Below are 19,888 nucleotides of genomic sequence, written 5' to 3'. Positions count from 1 at the left end.
AGGGTGTTTTATCACCCTGCGCGCCACCCACATTCGACAAAAAAATGCCCCCACGCTGCGCAGGCTGGCGCCCGCTTGCGCTCCACCGCGCGGCCTGCATGCCGCTTGGATTCGCCAGGCATCCGACAGTCCGCAGTGGACTGTCGGATGTCCGGGCTCATCCCCGAGGGGGCGCTTTTTGTCTAGGGGCGGCGGCGACAAAAAAACCCGCGAATCTTGCGAGACGCGGGTTTTTCTTTGCCAGCAGTACCGTGCACAACGCGGTACGGTACGCAGGAATCAGCGCTTGCTGAACTGCTTGCGGCGACGTGCCTTGTGGAAGCCGGTCTTCTTGCGCTCGACTTCGCGGGCGTCGCGAGTTACCAGGCCAGCCTGCTTCAGCGAGCTCTTCAGGGACTCGTCATAGTCGATCAGGGCACGCGTGATGCCGTGACGGACTGCGCCGGCCTGGCCGCTTTCGCCGCCGCCATGCACGTTGATGTGAAAATCGAACGACTCGACGTGGTTGGTCAGCACCAGGGGCTGACGCACGACCATGCGGCCGGTCTCGCGAGCGAAGTATTCGTCGACGTTCTTGCCGTTGACGACGATCTTGCCCGTGCCTTTCTTGAGGAACACACGCGCCACCGAAGTTTTGCGACGGCCGGTTCCGTAATTCCAATTACCGATCATGATCGCTTTCCTTAGATATCCAGCTGTTTGGGCTGTTGAGCCGTATGGGGATGCTCGGCACCACCGTAGATCTTCAGCTTCTTGGCCATGGCGTAGCCCAGCGGACCCTTGGGCAGCATGCCCTTGACGGCCTTCTGCAGAGCACGGCCCGGGAAACGCTGTTGCATCTTCAGGAACGTCGTTTCGGTAATACCGCCGGGATAGCCCGAGTGGCGATAGTAGCGCTTGTCTTCGGCCTTGTTGCCGGTAACGACGATTTCTGCGGCATTGATGATGACGATGTAATCGCCCGTATCAACGTGAGGCGTGTATTCGGGTTTGTGCTTTCCGCGCAAACGGCGTGCGACTTCGCTGGCCACACGACCCAGGACTTTGCCCTTGGCGTCGATCACAAACCAGTCACGCTTGACTTCATGCGGCTTGGCCACAAATGTCTTCATGATTGGATTTCCTAGATAAAAATGGCTTGCCGCACCTGCGACAGCCCGTGGTTTCCGGCCTGCTCGCGCCAAAGCGTTGTGCCTCGCCCGTGCGCAATAAGCCAGAAAAGCCCATCACTATAGCATAGCCATGGCAATTTTGCTATTTTTCCGCTGCGCGATACCTGCTGATGCTCATCAGCAGGCCGCTGGCCACCCCCAGCGTCAGCAAGGCCGTGCCGCCATAGCTCATGAACGGCAGCGGCACGCCCACCACCGGCAGCATTCCGGTCACCATGCCGATGTTCACGAATACGTAGACGAAAAACATCATACTGATCGCCCCGGCCAGCAGGCGTCCGAACTGTGTGTGCGCCTGCAGCGCGATCGTCAGCCCGCGGAAAATCAGCAAGGCGTAGAGCGCCAGCAGCATGATGCCGCCGTACAGGCCGAACTCCTCGGCGAACACCGCGAACACGAAGTCCGTCGTCCGCTCGGGGATGAAATCCAGGTGCGACTGCGTGCCCTGCAGGTAGCCTTTGCCGTAGATGCCCCCCGACCCCACCGCGATCATGGACTGGATGGTATGGAAGCCCTTGCCCAGCGGATCGCTGCTCGGATCCAGCAGCGTGCATACCCTGTGCTTCTGGTATTCGTGCAGCAGCACCCAGTCCACGCCGGGCTGGCAGATCTGATCCTCGAAATACAGCACCGCCACGATCCCCGACACCACGATCACCGTCGCCGGCAGCAGCAGCTTGAACGACAGGCCGCCGAAATAGATCACGCAGAAGCCTGTGCCGAAGACCAGCAGGGCCGTCCCCAGGTCGGGCTGCTTCACGATCAGCAGGAACGGAATCAGCAGCAGGACGCTGGCCGCGAGAATGTTTAGCAGGCGGCTCCCTCCCTGGTTGCGGTGGAAGTACCAGGCCAGCATCATGGGCACGGCGATTTTCATGAATTCCGACGGCTGCAGGCGCACGACGCCCAGGTTCAGCCAGCGCGTCGCCCCCTTGCTGGTCTCGCCGACCAGTTCCACGCCCACCAGCAGCGCCACGCCGCACAGATAGGCCGGCAAGGCCAGCCGCATCAGCAGCGGCGGCGGCAGCAAGGCGGTGATCCACATGGCGGCGAATGCGATCAGGAAGTTGCGCGACTGGTCCGCGAAGCGCCAGTCCGTTCCGCCGACGGCGGAGTGCATGACCGTCAGGCCGAGAATGGTCATCAGCATCAGCAGGACCAGCAGAGGCCAATCGAATGCCGTCAATGCGCGTAATACCCATTGCCAGACGCGCTTCATGGCTGCTCTCCATTGATGTCGGACAGCGGCCTGGCGGAATCCTCGCGCAACTCCTCAGGCAGGTCTTCGGGGCGCACCGCCGCATCGGGAGACTCGCCCGCCTCGACCGGCGCGTCCTCATCCGCCGATGCGGCAAGCGCCGCATGCGCCTGTTGCTGGCGCTCATCCACGCGCGAGGGAGACAGCCAGTAATCGAATACGCTGCGGGCGACAGGCGCGGCCGCGGTCGAGCCCCAGCCGCCGTTCTCCACGATCAGGGCAAGCGCGATCTGGGGATCTTCCACCGGCGCGAACGCCATGAACAGCGCGTGATCGCGCAGGCGCTCGGAAACGGCGCGCGCATCATACTTGGCGCCGCGCAGGCTGAACACCTGGGCCGTGCCCGTCTTGCCCGCCGCGCGGTACGTGGCGCCCTGGAATGCCCGCCGCGCCGTGCCGCTGGCAATCACATCCTCCATGGCCCGATGGATGATAGCCACGTTGTCCGGCTTCAGGTCGATGACGTGCGAGGGGGCCGTCACCGTGGGCCGCACCTCTCCCGTGCGGGAATTGCGCACCAGGCTGACCAGATGCGGCTTCATGTAGGCGCCGCCATTGGCCAGCACGGCGGTCGCCTGCGCCAGTTGCAGCAGCGTGAATGCGTTGTACCCCTGCCCCACGGCCACCGATACCGTTTCGCCCGCATACCAGCGCTGCTGCTCGGGCTTCTTGTACGCCTGGCGCTTCCACTCCGTGGACGGCAGCACGCCGCGCCGCTCGCCATCCAGGTCGATGCCCGTCTGCTGCCCGAAGCCGAACTGCTTGCTGAAATCATGCAGGGCGTTGACGCCGATTTCCGGGCCCAGCGAGTAGAAATAGGTATCGGACGACACCACGATGGCGCGATGCATATTGGTCGGCCCGTACGCCACGCTGCCCGCGTTGCGGAAACGCTGCCCGCCCAGCTCGAAGTAGCCAGGATCGGGGAAGCGCTGCGCCGGATCGCGCTTGCCCATCTCCAGCGCCGCCAGCGCCACGAAAGGCTTGTACGTGGAGCCGATGGGATACGTGCCATACAACGGGCGGTTGATCAGCGGATGGTCCGGCGACTCGTTCAGCGCCTTCCAGCTTTCCACGTCGATGCCGTCGATGAACAGATTGGGATCGAACGACGGGGCGGAAACGAAGGCGAGCACTTCCCCGGTCTTGGGCTCGATGGCGACCAGCGCTCCGCGCTTGCCCTCGAACTGGCGCTCGGCCTCCTTCTGCAGCCCGATATCCAGCGACAGCCGCAGATTGGCGCCGGGCACGGGATCCGTGCGGCGCAGCGTGCGCACCGGCCGGCCCGTTGCGGTGACTTCGACTTCCTCTATCCCCGTGCGGCCGTGCAGTTCGCGCTCCCAGGTCTTTTCGATGCCTTTCTTGCCGATGACCTGCGTGCCGCGGTAATTGCCCAGTTCGCCGTTTTCTTCGAGGCGCTCGATGTCCGCTTCGGAAATGCGGCCCACATAGCCCAGCACGTGCGCCGCCGACTCTCCATGCGGATATTCGCGCACCCAGCGCGCGCTGAGCTCCACCCCCGGGAAGCGATAGGAATTGCCGGCGAACCACGAGGCCTCCGTTTCGTTCAGGCTGTTGCGCAGCGGCACGGAACTGTAGCGGCCCGACTGGTTGAGCCCCTGGCGAAAGCGCCTGCGGTCGGTAGGACTGAGATAGACGACCTCTCCCAGGGCGTCCAGCATTTCCTGCATATCGCCCTGGACCTGCGCGGGCACGACCGACAGCGTGTAATCGCGGTAGTTGCGCGCCAGCACCACGCCATTGCGGTCCGTGATCTCGCCGCGCCTCGGCGCGATCGGCACCACGGCAATGCGGTTGCGGTCCGCCCTGGCCGCCAGCCCCTCGTAGCGCACGACCTGGAGCTGCCACAACCGCCAGCCCAGGATCGCAAAGCAGGCCAGCACGAACAGGCCGGCCACCAGCACGCGCAGGAAGATGCGGCGGCGCTGGAGATGGCTGGTTTTCTTGAACTCGAACATGCCGGAATCCCGCCTAGACGGAGCCCGCATCCCCGGCATCGCGCCGGCGCTGTGGCATGAGCAGCAGCATATCGGCCAGCGGCCAGAGCGCAACGGTCAGCAATGCGGACAGGGCCCAGCCCCAGCCGGCCCAGCCGCCCATCAGCCAGGCGTAGGCGATCTGCCGGATGGCCATGGCCAGCACGAACACGGGCAGCAGATGGACCGCCTGCACCACGGCATTGAAGCGGCGCAGCCGGCGCGCCAGCAGGACGGCGCCATAGGCGACCAGCGTATAGGAAAGCGCCTGGCCGCCCAGCAGCATACCGTCGTGCACATCCAGCAGCAAGCCGAAGAAGAATGCGGTGAGCAGGCCGACGCGGCGCGGCTCGTTCAGGGCCCAGACCGCGATGACCAGCAGCAGCAGGTCCGGCGCCGGCGCCCACTGCCGCCACGGCAGCAGGGAAATGAGCCAGGCCAGGAGAATCGTGAACCAGATGAATACCGGGCTGGACGGCTGTTTGAACGGCGCCGTATCCACCGGCGCCAGACGGCTGAGCGACGTACCGGCCGCGCGTCCGCTTCTGGCCGCGTTCATTGAACGCCCCCCTCGGCATCGCCCGGCGCCCCGAACGTGTTCTCGACCAGCAGCACCAGGAAATGCCGATAACGCTCCGGATGCGACAGCGGCGTGGCGACGCCTACCGCGAAACCGGAGGCGGTATCGTGATCGATGCGATCCACGCTGGCGACGGACAAGCCGGCGGGAAACACGCCGCCCACGCCGCTGGTGATCAGCACGTCGCCCTCTTCCAGGTCGACGTCCTCGGTCAGGTAGCGCACCTCGACCTTGCCGCTCGCGCCCGCGCCGAATGCGATCAGGCGCAAACCGTTGCGCATGACCTGCACCGGGATGGAGACGGCTTCGTCCGTCAGCATGGCCGCTTCCGCGGTATAGGGGGTGACACGCACGACCTGCCCCACGATGCCGCCCTCGTCGATGATGGGCATGCCCGGCCTGATGCCGCTGCTTTCCCCCTTGTTGAACACAAGGTGGCGCGTATAGCGGTTGGCGGGCTCGTACAGCACCTCGACGGCGACCGACGGCTGCGTGACCGTGCCGGCCACGTTCAGCAGGCGCCGCAATTGTTCGTTTTCAGTGGAAAGCTGCGCCGCATGCGTGGCGATCTGGGCCAGTTCGATGCGCTGGCGCTGCAGGGCTTCTTTTTCGGTGCGGGCGATTGCCGCGCCATCGATCCAGTACTGCACGTGGCTGACAGCATCGCGCGGCGCCAGGACCAGACGCTGGAAGGGGTAGATGCCGACGGAGACAGCTCGGCGCAGGGGCTCCAGCGTCTGCCAGCGCGCATCGGTGATCAGCAGGGCGAGCGCGGCCAGCACCAGGATGACGAGACGGACCTCGGCAGCAGGTCCGCGCCTGAATAGCCTAAGCGATCCGTTGTCTTGCATGAGTCTGCGTACCAGGGTCCAAGGTCTGTAACACTATAGCCGACCGTCCCTCATGCGAGGCGCCTGATCTATCGGGCTAACAGACCCTTAATCGCGTTACCGGCGCCATTGCCGGACCGCGCGCCTGGCAAGCGCCCGCCCCGGCACCGTACCGGACGTTTCGTCAATCGTAGATGAAGACAGTGCCGAGGCGTTCGAGATGTTCGAGCGCTTCGCCGCAGCCGCGCACCACGCACGTCAGGGGGTCTTCGGCCACGATGACCGGCAGGCCGGTCTCTTCCTGCAACAGGCGGTCGAGGTCGCGCAGCAGCGCGCCGCCGCCGGTCAGGGCAATGCCCTTGTCGGTGATGTCCGCCCCCAGTTCGGGAGGGGTCTGTTCCAGCGCCGTCTTGACTGCGGAGACGATCTGGTTCAGGGGATCGGTGAGGGATTCGAGGATTTCGTTCGAGGAAACCGTGAAGCTGCGCGGCACGCCTTCGGACAGGTTGCGGCCCTTGACCTCGATCTCGCGGATCTCGGAACCGGGGAACGCCGTGCCGATTTCTTTCTTGATGAGTTCGGCCGTGGGTTCGCCGATCAGCATGCCGTAGTTGCGGCGGATATAGTTGATGATGGCTTCGTCGAACTTGTCGCCGCCGACGCGCACCGAGCCCTTGTAGACCATGCCGCCCAGCGAAATGATGGCCACTTCGGTCGTACCGCCGCCGATATCCACCACCATCGAGCCGCTGGCGTCGGAAACGGCCAGGCCGGCGCCGATGGCCGCCGCCATGGGCTCTTCGATGAGGAACACCTGGCTGGCGCCCGCGCCTTCGGCCGATTCGCGGATGGCACGGCGCTCGACCTGCGTGGAGCCGCAGGGCACGCACACGATGATGCGCGGGCTGGGCGCGAACATGCTGCGCGGATGCACCATGCGGATGAACTGCTTTAGCATCTGCTCGGTCACGGTGAAGTCGGCGATGACGCCGTCTTTCATGGGCCGGATGGCTTCGATGTTGCCGGGCACCCGGCCCAGCATCTGCTTGGCCTCCTGGCCGACTGCCTGGATGATCTTCTTGCCGTTGGGGCCGCCATCGTGCCTGATGGCGACGACGGACGGCTCGTCCAGCACAATGCCCTTGCCACGCACGTAGATGAGCGTGTTGGCCGTGCCAAGGTCGATCGCCATATCGCTGGAGAAATAACTGCGGAGGAATCCGAACATGGGCGCTCAGCTCATAGAAATCTGGGTTGGGAACGCATTGGCCGCACCGCTCGCGCACAGGCCGTGTACAGACGGCCGCAAAAGGCCGCCGTCGACCAACGGTTCTAAACCGATAATGATAACTTATAATTGGCATTCGCCAGGAAAGCAGGCGCCTGTTTTTCCGTTTTTTTCAGCAACGCCGCCGTTGCGGAAACACGGCCCGCCCCGCTTCTCCCCACATACCTTCATGCAGGAAACACATCCTCCCATGACCATCAACGATCAAGATCTGCTGCGCCTGGCCAAGCTGTCGCGCATCGAGATCACTCCGGAAGAACTGGCCGGCACGCGCAACGACCTCAACCGCATCCTGGGCCTGATCGCCGACCTGCAAGCAATCGATACCAATGGTATCGAACCCATGGCGCACCCGCTGGAAGCGCACCAGGACATCGCCCTGCGCCTGCGCCCCGACGAAGCCGCCCCCACGCAGACGGCCGAGCAGCGCTCCGCCCTGATGCGCAACGCCCCCGCACAGCACGACGGGCTGTTCCTGGTGCCCACGGTAATCGAGTAAGCCATGCCGACGAACACACTTTTCCAATACAGCGGTATCGCAGCGCTGCGCAAGGCGCTGGCCGAACGCCATACCAGCGCCACCGAGCTGGCCCAGGACGCACTGGCGAACCTGAAGGCCCAGGCGCACCTGAACGCATTCCTGCACGTCGATGACGATCTTACCCTGGCGCAGGCCAGGGCCGCCGACGCCCGCATCGCGGCGGGCAGCGCCACCGCCCTGACAGGCATCCCCATCGCCCACAAGGACAATTTCGTCACGCAGGGATGGCGCACCACCGCCGCCAGCAGGATGCTGGCCGACTATGTCAGCCCGTTCGACGCCACCGTCGTGCAAAAGCTCGGCCAGGCCGGCGCGGTATCGCTGGGCAAGCTGAACTGCGACGAATTCGGCATGGGCTCCTACAGCGAGAACTCGGCCTTCGGCCCCGTGCGCAATCCCTGGGACACCGATGCTGTGCCCGGCGGTTCTTCGGGCGGCTCGGCCGCCGCCGTGGCCGCCGGTCTCGCCGCCGCCACGACAGCCACCGACACCGGCGGATCCGTGCGCCAGCCCTCGGCGCTGTGCGGCGTCAGCGGCATCAAGCCCACCTACGGCACGGTCTCGCGCTTCGGCATCATCGCCTACGGCTCCAGCCTGGACCAGGCCGGCATCATCGCCCGCAGCGCCGGCGATCTGATGGAAGTGCTGGACACGATCAGCGGCTTCGACCCGCGCGACGCCACCAGCCTGGAAACCTGCGACGGCGCGCCCAACGCGCCCGGCCGCATCCGCGCCGACTACGCCGCCGCCGCGCAATCGTTCGACGCCGCCGGCGCCAAGCCCCTGCTGGGGCTGCGCATCGGCGTGCCGCGCGAGTTCTTCGACGCCGGGCTCGACGCCGAAGTCGCGCATGCCATCGAAACCGCGCTGCAGACGCTGGAATCCCTGGGCGCCGTGCGCGTCGACATTTCCCTGCCGCTGACGCGCCTGTCGATTCCCGCCTATTACGTCATCGCGCCCGCCGAGGCCTCGAGCAACCTGTCGCGCTACGACGGCGTGCGCTACGGCCATCGCGCCGCGCAATACGGCGACCTGGAAAGCATGACGGGCCGCTCCCGCGCCGAAGGCTTCGGCGTGGAGGTCAAGCGCCGCATCATCGTGGGCACCTATGTGCTGTCGCACGGCTACTACGACGCCTACTATCTGCAGGCCCAGCGCGTGCGCCGCATGATCGCCAACGACTTCCGCAAGGCGCTGTCCGAGTCCTGCGACATCATCCTGGGCCCCGTTGCGCCCCATACGGCAAAGCGCATCGGCGAAGACCGCGACGACCCGACCGCCGCCTGGCTGTCCGACATCTATACGCTGGGCGTCAGCCTGGCCGGCCTGCCGGCCATGTCCATTCCGTGCGGCTTCAGCAATGCCGGCAAGCCCCTGCCCATCGGCATGCAGCTGATCGGCAACTACTTCAACGAAGGCAGGCTGCTCGCCGTGGCCGACCGCTTCCAGCAACACACCGACTGGCACCAGCGCAAACCGGGACAATACTGATATGGAATGGGAAACCGTCATTGGGCTGGAAGTCCACGCCCAGCTCTCCACCGCATCCAAGATCTTTTCCGGCAGCAGCACCCGCTTCGGCGCGCTGCCCAACACGCAGGCCAATGAAGTCGACATGGCGCTGCCCGGCAGCCTGCCGGTCATGAACCTGGGCGCGGTCGAGCGCGCCATCCAGTTCGGCCTGGCCGTCAACGCCACGGTATCGCCGCGCTCCATCTTCGCCCGCAAGAACTACTTCTACCCCGACCTGCCCAAGAACTACCAGATCAGCCAGTTCGAAATCCCGGTCGTCGTCGGCGGCAGGATCGATTTCTTCGTCGGCGAGACCGAATCCAGCGTCAACCTGACGCGCGCCCACCTGGAAGAAGACGCCGGCAAGTCGCTGCACGAGAACTTCACCGGCCCGCATGGCGAATCCTCCACCGGCATCGACCTGAACCGCGCCGGCACGCCGCTGCTGGAGATCGTGTCCGAGCCCGAAATCCGCTCCGCCGCGCAGGCCGTGGCCTATGCCCGCGCCCTGCACAGCCTGGTCGTCTGGCTGGGCATCTGCGACGGCAACATGCAGGAAGGGTCGTTCCGCGTCGATGCCAACGTCTCGGTGCGCCCCAAGGGCCAGGCCGAGTTCGGCACGCGCTGCGAGATCAAGAACCTGAACTCCTTCCGCTTCCTCGAGCGCGCCATCCTGCACGAAGCCCAGCGCCAGATCGAACTGATCGAAGACGGCGGCAAGGTGGTGCAGGAAACCCGGCTGTACGATGCGGACCGCGACGAAACCCGCAGCATGCGCAGCAAGGAAGACGCCAACGACTACCGCTACTTCCCCGATCCGGACCTGCCCCCGCTGGTCATCGGCAGCGACTGGATCGACCGCGTGCGCGCCGCCATGCCCGAACTGCCGGCCCAGAAGCGCGAGCGCTTCACGCGGGACCTGGGCCTGAGCGCCTACGACGCCGCCCAGCTGACGCAGGATCGCGCCACGACGGACTACTTCGAGGCGCTGGTGGCAGCCCTGCCGCAAGGCCAGGCCAAGCCCGCCGCCAACTGGGTGCTGGGCGAGCTCTCCGCCACGCTCAACCGCGAAGACCTGTCCATCGCCGAAAGCCGCGTGGCTCCCGCCGCGCTGGCCGGACTGATCGCGCGCATCATCGACGGCACCATCTCCAACAAGATCGCCCGCGATGTCTTTGCCGCCATGTGGGAAGGCGAGCACGAAGGCAATGCCGACGCCATCATCGAGGCGCGCGGCCTGAAGCAGATCAGCGACAGCGGCGCCCTGGAAGCCATCATCGACGAAGTCCTGGCCAACAACCAGAAGTCGGTCGACGAGTTCCGCTCGGGCAAGGACAAGGCATTCAACGCGCTTGTAGGCCAGGTCATGAAGGCCAGCAAGGGCAAGGCCAACCCCGGCCAGGTCAGCGAACTGCTGAAGGCCAAGCTGGGCTGATACCCCTCCCCTCGATCTTTCGTTGCAGGCCAGGCCGGGCGCCTGGCCTGTTTTTACGTCCAGTCCACGCAAAAACAACAATACGCATGAAGACGCTGATTTCGCAGACCCTGAAATTCCTGTTCCTGATCTTTGCCGCCGTCGTACTGAGCAAGCTCATCTTTACCTTGCTCAATCCGAACCTGCGTGCGCTGCTGTCCACCGAAGGCAATGCTGCGAGCCTGCTTTGGGGCCTGAAGCTGGACCTGAGCGCGACGGCGGCGCTGAGCCTGCTCGCGACCCTAGCCTACTTTGCGGAGAATTTCTGGTCCAGGCGCTTTCCGCTGACCCGGATCGTGCTGCTGGCCTGCCTGTTCTGGGCCGTCGGCAGCACCGCCGTCGATGCCATCTATACCCAGGACGTGGGACGCCACATCACCTTCGAGCTCTTTACCGGCGCCGACATGGAAGGCGGCCTGATCGGCACGGCGCTGTCCGACTATCCCGCGCACTCCGCCATCGCCCTGCTGCTGCTTGCCGTCAGCGCCATCCTTTGCAAGCGCCTGGCGCTTCCCGGGTTTTCCATCCATTCAAGCTACGCGGGCCTGGCGCTGTTCTGGGTGGCGAGCATCGGCCTGCCGGTCACCGCCGTGCGCGGCGGCTGGATGGATGTTCCGCAGACACCCATGAGCGTCTACAACATCGGCAGCCCCGAACAGGCCAAGCTGGCCTGGAACGCGCCCTACGCCATGACCTATTATCTGCGCAAGGGCTCCAGAAAAGCCGCCCGGCAACTGAGCGCGGCCCCGCGCGAGGAGGATCTGCAGCGCGTCCGGCAGTGGGCCGCCCCGCGGGCCCCGGCGCTGGACGGACTGAAACACGCCAATATCATCCTGGTGCTGCTGGAAAGCTGGACCGCCGCGGACCTGCACAGCTATGCCGCCGAGGCGGATGCCGCGCCGTTCTTCGACAGCCTGCGCGCCGGCAGCTTCAGCACCTCCAGCATGTACGCGGACGCACAGCGCACGGTGGAAGGCATGTTCTCCGTTTTCTGCTCATTTCCCAATCCCATCGGAACCGGCGTGGCCGGCACGCAATTGCAGACGCTGCCTTACCGGTGCCTGCCGCGCCTGCTGCAGGAAGCGGGCTGGCAGACGCATTTCGTGCAGGGCAGCGGCAAAGGCATCGTGGGCGCTTTCGCGCAAAGCCTGGGATTCGAGCATTCGTACGGTAAGTCCGATCCCGGCTTCGAGGGGCCGACGAACCACTGGGGGTACATGGACGACGGCGTCTATGCGTTCGCGCAACGGACCATGCAGGCGCTGCCTTTTCCCTTCTTCATGGCCATCAACACCAACAGCACGCACGACACGTTCCTGCCCGACGAAGCGGACTATATCTACGGCAAGGAGAGTCCTGTCGCCATCCGCAGGGCGGTGACCCGCCATGCGGATGGCGCCCTGGAACGCTTCATCAAGGCAGTCAGGGAAGCCGCCAAAGAACCGACGCTCGTCGTCCTGGTGGCAGACCACACCAAGACGGCGGACGGCCCCGGCACAACGGGCAAGGCCATTCCTTTCCTGATGTTCTCGACCGATGGATCGCTACCCGCGCAGCATCGCCACGTCAACGCTTCGCAGCGCGACATTGCTCCCACCATCATGGAATGGCTGGGCGGCTATGTTCCCTGGTTCACGGGCAAGTCGCTGCTGAACGGCGGCTACGACGGCAAAGCCAGCTTCTCGCAGGGCAGCATCGTCAACTGGCTGGAGAAGGACAGGATGATCAGCTTCGACAGCGCCAACGAAGCGGCGCCAGCCCAGTGCTTCAATCTGGACGACGCAGGCCTGTCCCAGACGCGCACAGCATGCGATGCGCCGGACTTCCGCGCCATGCTGGAAGACGCCCTTGCCTATACGCGCTACACACAGGACCTGCTCTTCTCGGGCAAGACGGCGCAATATCCTTTTGCGCCGGGCGAAGCGCTGCGATCAGACCCCGTAGCGCCGCCTGTAGGCAGCAACCGCCTCGCGGTGCGCTGACAGCCCGGCATTGCCTTCCAGGAATTGCATGATGTCCGCCAGCGACGCGATGCTGACCACCGGCATGCCGTAGCGCTGGCTGACTTCCTGCACCGCCGAGTGCGCCGACAGAGCGTCGTCCGCGCCGGCGCGCTCCATGCGGTCCAGCGCGATCAGCACAGCCGCGGGCTCGGCCCCGGCCTGGCGGATGATCTCCACGGATTCGCGCACGGAAGTGCCGGCCGTGATCACGTCGTCGATGATCACTACCTTGCCCTGCAGGGGAGCACCCACCACGGTGCCGCCTTCGCCGTGATCCTTGGCTTCCTTGCGGTTGAAGGCGAACGGAACGTCGGCCTGCCCGCGCGACGGGTGCTGCGCCAGCGCGATCGCCGTGGCGGCCGCCAGCGGTATGCCCTTGTAGGCCGGACCGAACAGCATGTCGAACTGAAGGCCGGAATCGACCAGCGCCTGCGCGTAGAATTGCGCCAGGCGACCCAGCGATGCGCCGGTATTGAACAGGCCGGCATTGAAGAAATAGGGACTCAGGCGGCCGGATTTCACCTTGAATTCGCCAAAGCGCAGTACATCCTGCTGCAGGGAGAAGCGCACAAAATCCGTACGGTTTGCTGATTGTTCGACTGACATGCCTGGATCATCCGGTCATATTGAATGAAAACGCGTCATTATCCGGCAAAAGCGGCAGCACCGCCACACGGAACATGGAGGCACCGGAAGCAGCATCCCCGCTGCCGGTTCCGGGCCCCTCCGGGGCAAATCCCGGCGTAAGCCCATATACTGTTGGCCTTCAACGCTTTCACCACGATCACAGGCAGGAGCATCAACGTGCTACGCATTACATCCCTGAACGTCAACGGCATCCGGTCCGCCTTCCGCAAAGGTCTGCAGCCCTGGCTCGAAGCCAACAGCCCGCACATCGTATGCCTGCAGGAAATCAAGATCAGTAGCGACGACCTGACCGAGGACCTGCGCAATCCGCCCGGCTACCAGGGCTTTTTTCATCATGCCGAAAAGAAGGGCTACAGCGGCGTCGGCATCTACCTGCGCGACCAAGCCGCCAGCATCGCGGAAGGCATGGACTGCCCCGAGTTCGACCGCGAAGGCCGCATCCTGCGCGCCGACTGGAAGGACTTTTCCGTCATCAGCGCCTACCTGCCGTCAGGATCCAGCGGCGACGAGCGCCAGCAGGCCAAATACCGCTTCCTGGACCATTTCGGCGACTGGATCGACGCCCTGATGCAGGAACACCGCAGCACCGGACGCGAGTTCGTCATCTGCGGCGACTGGAACATCGCGCACAAGGAAATCGACCTGAAGAACTGGAAGGGCAACCTGAAGAACTCGGGCTTCCTGCCCGAAGAACGGCAATGGCTGACCGAGGTCTTCGACCGGCGCGGCTTCGTCGACGTGTTCCGGCAACTGGTGCCCGACGCGGAGCAATACACTTGGTGGAGCAACCGCGGCCAGGCCTGGGCCAAGAACGTGGGCTGGCGCATCGATTACCAGATCGCCACGCCTGGCCTTGCCGGCAAGGCCAGGCAGGCGTCCATCTACAAGGACGAGCGCTTCAGCGACCACGCGCCCCTGACGATCGACTACACCTGGTAAGCAGGCAAATTTTCATATTACAAGTTGTCACCAATATTCACAAGTGAATATAATGAAAAGAATTTATCAAACTTACACTGTCAATATAGTCATACCCGGCATTTGATTTTCGACGCTTCCATGGCGGCGCTTCCCGCTCGCGCCGGGCCAACCCTGATGCGCAGAGACTTCTTTTCCTCAAGCAAAGCCTATCGCCAATGAATCAAATGCCCATCGATATCCTGAAGCGGTCCCGCATCGCGACCCTGGTTGTCGATGACGAGGGCGCCATCCTGCTCTTCAATGCGGGCGCGGAAGCGCTCTGGCAACGGCGGGCCGAGGAAGTGCAAGGCCGGAAGCTGGCGACGCTGCTTCCCGCGCACACCGACGGCGCCACGGGCAGGCCGCAACTCAAGCCGGGCGCATTCCTGCTCGTGCGCGACGCCAAAGGCCGCCAGCACCCCATGCGCGTGCTGACCGATACGCAACAGCACGACGGCCGTACGCTGCACACGCTGTTTTTGTACGACGATCCCGTGACCGGCATGCAAAGCACGGCGCTGGATGCCGTCATGCAGGCACGCCCGCTGCACGACACCCTTCAGCGGCTATGCGCCGATCTGGAACAACTGATGCCCGACAGCCGGGCGATCCTGCTGCTGGCCGACGAGCGCGGCCGCCTGCATCATCCGATCGCTCCGGAAGATACGCCTCCGGAATTGCTGAAGGCGTACGAAACACTCGAAACGAGCGGACGCATGGATATCTGCTCCATGGCGGCCAGCACCGGAGACGACCTGTACGCCGGCGACATTTCGGGCCATCCTCACTACATCCACTGCCGGCGGGCCGCCGTGAATGCGGGGATGCGCTCCTGCAGCGCGCTCCCAGTCAAGAGCGACAGCGGCGCCGTACTGGCCGTGCTGGCCCTGCTGTCCAGGAACGAGATCCAGTATCGCCCGGACAGCAACCCTCTGGTGCGCACCTGTCTGCAATTCTGCCGGATCGCGCTGGAGCGCGAAAAAACGCGCGAGCACATCCATCACCTGACCTTCTACGACAGCAGCACTGGCCTGCCCAACCGCAGCATGCTGCAATCCAGCGTGACGCGCCTGCTCTACCGCCATCGGCACAGCGCCCTGCCGCTGTCCCTGTTGCTGATCAAGCTGCACGACATCAACCGCGCGGCCGCCGCGCATACCGACGACAGCATCGACAGCCTGCGTCAAGCCTTGATCCGGCGCATCCAGAATGCCACGCGCCAATCCGACATCACCGGCATCATCGCAGTCGATAAAATCGTCATCGTGCTGCCATGCTGCTCCACGCAGCAAGCGCTCGCGGCCGCGGAACGCTTCCTGCATGAACTGCGCAAGCCCGTGCTGCTGGACGACAGCCTTTCGTATCAAAGCAACATCAGCATCGGCATCGCCGCCAGTCCGGACGACAGCGACGACTTCGACACGCTGGTGCGCCACGCATCGGTCGCCATGCAATATGCGGCCGACGACAGCCGCCAGAGCATCCGCGTATTCCAGCCCGACATGAACCAGGTGGTACAAGAACGCCTGCGCCTCGAAAACGACCTGCGCGATGCGCTGCGCACGAACAAGCTGCACATGCACTACCAGCCGCAGGTCGGCAGCGATCCCGATACAGGCTTGCTGGGCCTGGAAGCCCTGACGCGCTGGCAGCACCCCGAACTGGGCAACATCCCGCCCGCGAAATTCATCCCCCTTGCCGAAGAGTCCGATCTCATCGACGACATCGCATTCTGGACCATGGATCACGCCTGCAGGCAGCTCGCTCAATGGCGCAGCCGCGGGCTTCCCATTCCGCGCGTCGCCGTCAACCTGTCCGCGGTCAACCTGCAGAACCCCGGCCTGCCCGGCAAGGTCGCCGCCATCCTGTCCGCCTGCAAGCTGCAGCCGTGCGACCTGACACTCGAGATTACGGAAAGCGCCGTCCTGCATCCGGACCAGACCATCGGCATCAATGTCTCCGCCCTGCACGACCTGGGCATCCTGCTGTCATTGGACGATTTCGGCACCGGCTACTCCAGCCTGGGCCATCTGCACCATCTGCCCATCCAGGAGCTGAAGCTGGACAGCAGCTTTATTTCCGATCTGGAGCACAGCACCACGGCGCAGATATTGACGCGCTCGATCCTGCAACTGGCCGAGAACCTCGGGCTGCACGTCGTGGCGGAAGGCGTGGAAACGGAAAAACAGCGCGAGTTCCTGCAGCGCCAGCACTGCAACGCCCTGCAGGGCTACCTGATCTCCCGCCCCCTGCCGCCGGCCGAACTGGAACGCTGGCTGGCGCGGCAGGACTGAGCGGGCCGCTACGAGCCCTTGGCGAGCGAAGCCAGCTTCTCTTCCAGCGCTTCCTGCGTCATGGCGCCATTGACGCGGCTGCCGTCGGCAAACACGATGGCGGGCGTGCCCTCGACCATCAGGCGCCGGCCCAGCGCCATGAGATCGTCCAGCGGCATGTCGCACTCAGCTTCCGGCGGCGTCTCGCCGTCGAGCATCCAGGCCTTCCAGACTTTCGCCTGGTCCTTCGCGCACCAGACATTGCGCGACTTGACAGTGGAATCGTCCGACAGAATGGGGAACAGGAAGGTGTACACCGTCGTGTCGCCGACTTCCTGCAGCGTCTTGTGGAACCGTTTGCAGTAGCCGCAGTTGGGGTCTTCGAATACCGCCAGCTGATGCGTGCCATCGCCATACACCTGCTTGACGGCGATCTCCAGCGGAAGGTCGGAGAACGCCACGCGGCTCAATTCCTCGAGCCGCTGCGCGGTCAGGTCCTTGCGGCTCTGAGTGTCGATCAGCGCCCCCTGGAGCAGGAAATCGACATTGGCATCCGCATACAGCAGATCCCGCCCGATGCGAATCTCGTACAGGCCGTCGAAGGGCGTGTCGCGCACCTCGCTTACCTCGACGCCAGGGAACCTGGCCTCGAAGCGTTCCTGGATCTGTTCCGGCGTTGCGATCGTGACGGCGGTCACTTCCTGCCTGACGGCTTCCTGCGCCGCCTCCGGTTGCGGCGCCGAGGGCTGTGTTTCATCGGCCCAGGCCGGACCGGCCCCTATGAGCAAGGCCGCGCCCGCGGCGGCCAGACTTTTCCAGTACATGCGATTGACTCCTTGTGTTACTCGTTTGCGCTTCCTACTGCCTGCCGGCGGCGCCCGCGATGAGAAGCTGCTTGAGCAGCGGCGCGCGGTCGACCAGCGCCATGCCCGCGTTGCGCGCCCATGCGATCGGCGGCGCCTGTACGGAAAACAGGCGGTGCAACCCATCGGTCGCCAGCCGCATGGCCAGCAGCGGCTCGGCCCGCCTGCGCCGATAGCGGCGCAGCACGGCCAAGTCGCCGGCGCGGCGGAAAGCTTCTTTTTGCGCCAGCACCTCGACCAGCGCCTGGACGTCGCCCAGCCCAAGATTCAGCCCCTGCCCCGCCAGCGGATGCACGCGGTGCGCGGCATCGCTGACCAGGGCCACGCCCGGCGCAATCATATCGCTGTGCTCCAGGAACAGCGGAAAGCCGAACACGGGACTGCGGACCTTCAGGCGGCCCAGCGCGCCTTGCGTTGCATGCGCAAGCCGGGCTTCCAGCCACTGCGCCTGCTCCTGCGCGGGCAATGCCAATAAGGTTTCTGCCTTGCCGGCCGGCATGGACCAGACCATGGACACCTGCGCGCCCGCCGCCGTATCCGGCATGGGCAGCAAGGCCAGCACGCTGTCGCCCATAAACCATTGCATCGCCGCGCCCTGATGCGGCAATTCGGCATCCAGATGCGTCACCACGCCCGTATCGCCATAAGGCGAGGAATGATGCGCAATGCCCGCCGCCGCGCGCACGGCCGACGATGCGCCATCTGCGCCGACGACCAGGTCCGCGGCCAGGCGCTTGCCGGACTCGGCGACTACCGCGCCCGGCTCCAGCGAACGCAAGGCCTCGCCGTGCCAGGGCACGCCCAGCACATCGGCCACCTGACGCAGCGCGCGCTCCAGCTCGCCCGACTCGACGATCCAGGCCAGCGCCGGCTGCGCCGCCTGCCAGGCGTGCAGATTCACTTCGCCGCTGGCATCTCCGAACACCTGCATGGATTCCACTGCCGTCACGCGCCGCGCATCCATCAGGCGCCAGGCGCCGAGCTGCGCCAGGAACTGCTGGCTGGCCTGCGAAATGGCGTAGACCCGGGGATGATAGGCATCGTCGCGAGCCGGCGGCAAAGCCACCTGCGGCCCCAGCAGGCTGACCCTGAAACCCTTCTTGAACAGGCCGACGGCGGCCGCCAGCCCTGCAATGCCTGCACCGCAGACAACAATCGTATCCTGACTCATCGTGCCGAAGGCGCTCCTGCCTGCTTGGGCCACAAGACCCACATTTCACCCTGCTGCTTCATGCGCCCAGCCTGGGCGCCAGCCTGGTCTCCGAAGCCCCAATAGTAATCGGCCCTGGCCGCCCCCTTGATGGCGGCCCCGGTATCCTGGGCGAACACCAGGCGGCGCAGCGGGCGCTGCTCCGCTGGATACTGAGTCGCCAGGAACACCGGCGCGCCCAGGGGCACGAATTCGGGATCCACGGCGATCGCCCGCTCGCCGACCAGCGGAATGCCGTAGGCGCCCTTGGGCCCCAGCTCCGGATCGATGACGGGCTCTTCGCGGAAGAACACCATGGCCTTGTTGGCGTTGAGCATCTCCTGCACGCGCGCGGGATTGCGCTGCGCCCAGGCCTTGATGTTCTGCATGGAAGTCTGCGCCAGAGGCAGCTCTCCCTGGTCGGCCAGCCAGCGGCCGATGGACGAATACGGCCAGCCATTGTGATCGGCATAGGCCAGGCGGATCATGGAGCCATTGGGCAGCTGCGCACGCCCCGATCCCTGTATCTGCAGGAAAAACGCCTCGACTGGATCATCGACCATCACGATGGCCTTCGGCGGGGACGCCGCGGCCGCGATATCGGCCCGCGTATCGTAGGGAACCACGCGCTTGCCCTGCAGCTTGCCGCGCACCCGCTTGCCCGCCAGCTCGGGATACAGCGACCCCAGGTCGATGGTCAGCAGATCGTCCGGCGCGGCGTAGAGCGGCCACTGGTAGGCGCCGTCGCGCTTGCGCGACGCCCGCACCAGCGGCTCGTAATAGCCCGTGACCGTATTGCGCGCCGGTTTGCCCGCCGCATCCAGCAGCCGCCAGGGCTGCAGATGCTGCTGCAGGAATGCCCGAACTTCCGCCTGGCCCGCGCTTTCGCCCATGGCGGCCGCGGCCTTGCAGACCGGCTGCCAGGCGCGCGGCGCGGCGCGCGCGGGCATGGCCAGCGACCCGGAAACGGGACGCATCAGACCCTTGCAGTTATTCAGGAACCCCTTCCAGACCAGGGACAGGTCATCCTCGTTCCAGCCGGGCAGCGCCGCCCAGGTCACGGCCAGGAACTTCCCCTTGAGCACGCGCGGACTGGTTTCCGGCAATACCGACAGATCGGGCACCTGCAGCGGACGGGCGGCGATGTCGTCCACCGCAGGCTTGCCGCTTTCGCCAGGCTCGGCGGGAAAGCCCGTATCGTGCGGGGGAACCGAGGAACAAGCGGCCAGCAGCGCCAGCAGGCCGAAGGAGGAGAGTCGTTTCAGATTCAGCATTCAGCAATCTTTCGGTATTTCGGATG

General features: G+C 65.0%; 17 protein-coding genes. 6 read left to right on the top strand and 11 right to left on the bottom strand.

What is annotated here, in order from left to right; translation table 11 throughout:
• Positions 1 to 279: 279 nt before the first annotated feature.
• From rpsI to EV686_RS11165, 7 genes are all read right to left on the bottom strand, one after another.
• On the bottom strand, positions 280 to 672 hold the full coding sequence (gene rpsI / locus EV686_RS11195; protein ID WP_132477032.1) for a 30S ribosomal protein S9: 393 nt from the start codon (positions 670 to 672) through the stop codon (positions 280 to 282).
• Between the two features lie 11 nt (positions 673 to 683).
• A complete protein-coding gene (gene rplM, locus EV686_RS11190; protein WP_132477031.1) occupies positions 684 to 1,112 on the bottom strand; it encodes a 50S ribosomal protein L13 in 429 nt (142 codons plus the stop codon).
• Positions 1,113 to 1,254: 142 nt separating this feature from the next.
• The gene (rodA, locus tag EV686_RS11185) at positions 1,255 to 2,391 is read right to left on the bottom strand and encodes a rod shape-determining protein RodA (protein WP_132477030.1); all 1,137 of its coding nucleotides are present in this window, start codon (positions 2,389 to 2,391) and stop codon (positions 1,255 to 1,257) included.
• Positions 2,388 to 4,409, bottom strand: a complete 2,022-nt coding sequence (gene mrdA / locus EV686_RS11180; protein WP_132477029.1) for a penicillin-binding protein 2 — start codon at positions 4,407 to 4,409, stop codon at positions 2,388 to 2,390. Before mrdA ends, rodA begins: the two co-directional genes overlap by 4 nt.
• Before the next feature lie 13 nt (positions 4,410 to 4,422).
• Positions 4,423 to 4,986, bottom strand: a complete 564-nt coding sequence (gene mreD / locus EV686_RS11175) for a rod shape-determining protein MreD (protein ID WP_132477028.1) — start codon at positions 4,984 to 4,986, stop codon at positions 4,423 to 4,425.
• Positions 4,983 to 5,858, bottom strand: coding sequence for a rod shape-determining protein MreC (gene mreC, locus EV686_RS11170; protein WP_132477027.1), 876 nt, complete (start codon positions 5,856 to 5,858; stop codon positions 4,983 to 4,985). The genes mreD and mreC overlap by 4 nt, the downstream gene beginning before the upstream one ends.
• Positions 5,859 to 6,021: 163 nt before the next feature.
• Positions 6,022 to 7,065 carry a rod shape-determining protein gene (locus EV686_RS11165; RefSeq protein ID WP_132477026.1) on the bottom strand — a complete coding sequence of 348 codons (1,044 nt, stop codon included), beginning with the start codon at positions 7,063 to 7,065 and terminating at the stop codon, positions 6,022 to 6,024.
• 250 nt (positions 7,066 to 7,315) lie between these two features.
• Between EV686_RS11165 and gatC the strand changes: the two genes are divergently transcribed.
• From gatC to EV686_RS11145, 4 genes are all read left to right on the top strand, one after another.
• Entirely contained in the window at positions 7,316 to 7,624 is a 309-nt protein-coding gene (gene gatC / locus EV686_RS11160; RefSeq protein WP_132477025.1) for an Asp-tRNA(Asn)/Glu-tRNA(Gln) amidotransferase subunit GatC, read from the top strand.
• 3 nt (positions 7,625 to 7,627) lie between these two features.
• Positions 7,628 to 9,157 carry an Asp-tRNA(Asn)/Glu-tRNA(Gln) amidotransferase subunit GatA gene (gene gatA / locus EV686_RS11155; RefSeq protein ID WP_132477024.1) on the top strand — a complete coding sequence of 510 codons (1,530 nt, stop codon included), beginning with the start codon at positions 7,628 to 7,630 and terminating at the stop codon, positions 9,155 to 9,157.
• A gap of 1 nt (position 9,158) precedes the next feature.
• Positions 9,159 to 10,613 carry an Asp-tRNA(Asn)/Glu-tRNA(Gln) amidotransferase subunit GatB gene (gene gatB / locus EV686_RS11150; RefSeq protein WP_132477023.1) on the top strand — a complete coding sequence of 485 codons (1,455 nt, stop codon included), beginning with the start codon at positions 9,159 to 9,161 and terminating at the stop codon, positions 10,611 to 10,613.
• Between the two features lie 86 nt (positions 10,614 to 10,699).
• Entirely contained in the window at positions 10,700 to 12,634 is a 1,935-nt protein-coding gene (locus tag EV686_RS11145; RefSeq protein WP_132477022.1) for an LTA synthase family protein, read from the top strand.
• Here the strand turns inward: EV686_RS11145 and pyrE are convergent.
• Positions 12,584 to 13,261: an orotate phosphoribosyltransferase gene (gene pyrE / locus EV686_RS11140; RefSeq protein WP_132477021.1), complete on the bottom strand. Its 678-nt coding sequence runs from the start codon at positions 13,259 to 13,261 to the stop codon at positions 12,584 to 12,586. The genes EV686_RS11145 and pyrE overlap by 51 nt on opposite strands.
• A 198-nt stretch (positions 13,262 to 13,459) precedes the next feature.
• Between pyrE and EV686_RS11135 the strand changes: the two genes are divergently transcribed.
• Positions 13,460 to 14,242, top strand: a complete 783-nt coding sequence (locus tag EV686_RS11135) for an exodeoxyribonuclease III (RefSeq protein ID WP_132477020.1) — start codon at positions 13,460 to 13,462, stop codon at positions 14,240 to 14,242.
• 197 nt (positions 14,243 to 14,439) lie between these two features.
• Positions 14,440 to 16,557, top strand: a complete 2,118-nt coding sequence (locus EV686_RS11130) for a putative bifunctional diguanylate cyclase/phosphodiesterase (RefSeq protein WP_132477019.1) — start codon at positions 14,440 to 14,442, stop codon at positions 16,555 to 16,557.
• Between the two features lie 8 nt (positions 16,558 to 16,565).
• On the opposite strand, the gene EV686_RS11125 is transcribed toward EV686_RS11130, so the two are convergent.
• From EV686_RS11125 to mltA, 3 genes are read right to left on the bottom strand one after another with little or no spacing between them, the layout of a single operon-like run.
• Positions 16,566 to 17,360: a DsbC family protein gene (locus tag EV686_RS11125; RefSeq protein ID WP_132477018.1), complete on the bottom strand. Its 795-nt coding sequence runs from the start codon at positions 17,358 to 17,360 to the stop codon at positions 16,566 to 16,568.
• Positions 17,361 to 17,394: 34 nt separating this feature from the next.
• Positions 17,395 to 18,570: an FAD-dependent monooxygenase gene (locus EV686_RS11120; protein WP_132477017.1), complete on the bottom strand. Its 1,176-nt coding sequence runs from the start codon at positions 18,568 to 18,570 to the stop codon at positions 17,395 to 17,397.
• Entirely contained in the window at positions 18,567 to 19,853 is a 1,287-nt protein-coding gene (gene mltA, locus EV686_RS11115; RefSeq protein WP_207901760.1) for a murein transglycosylase A, read from the bottom strand. Before mltA ends, EV686_RS11120 begins: the two co-directional genes overlap by 4 nt.
• Positions 19,854 to 19,888 lie beyond the last annotated feature (35 nt).

Origin of the sequence: Paracandidimonas soli (assembly GCF_004342005.1) — a bacterium.
GTDB classification, from domain to species: domain Bacteria; phylum Pseudomonadota; class Gammaproteobacteria; order Burkholderiales; family Burkholderiaceae_B; genus Paracandidimonas; species Paracandidimonas soli.
This window is presented reverse-complemented; position numbering and strand designations above follow the sequence as displayed.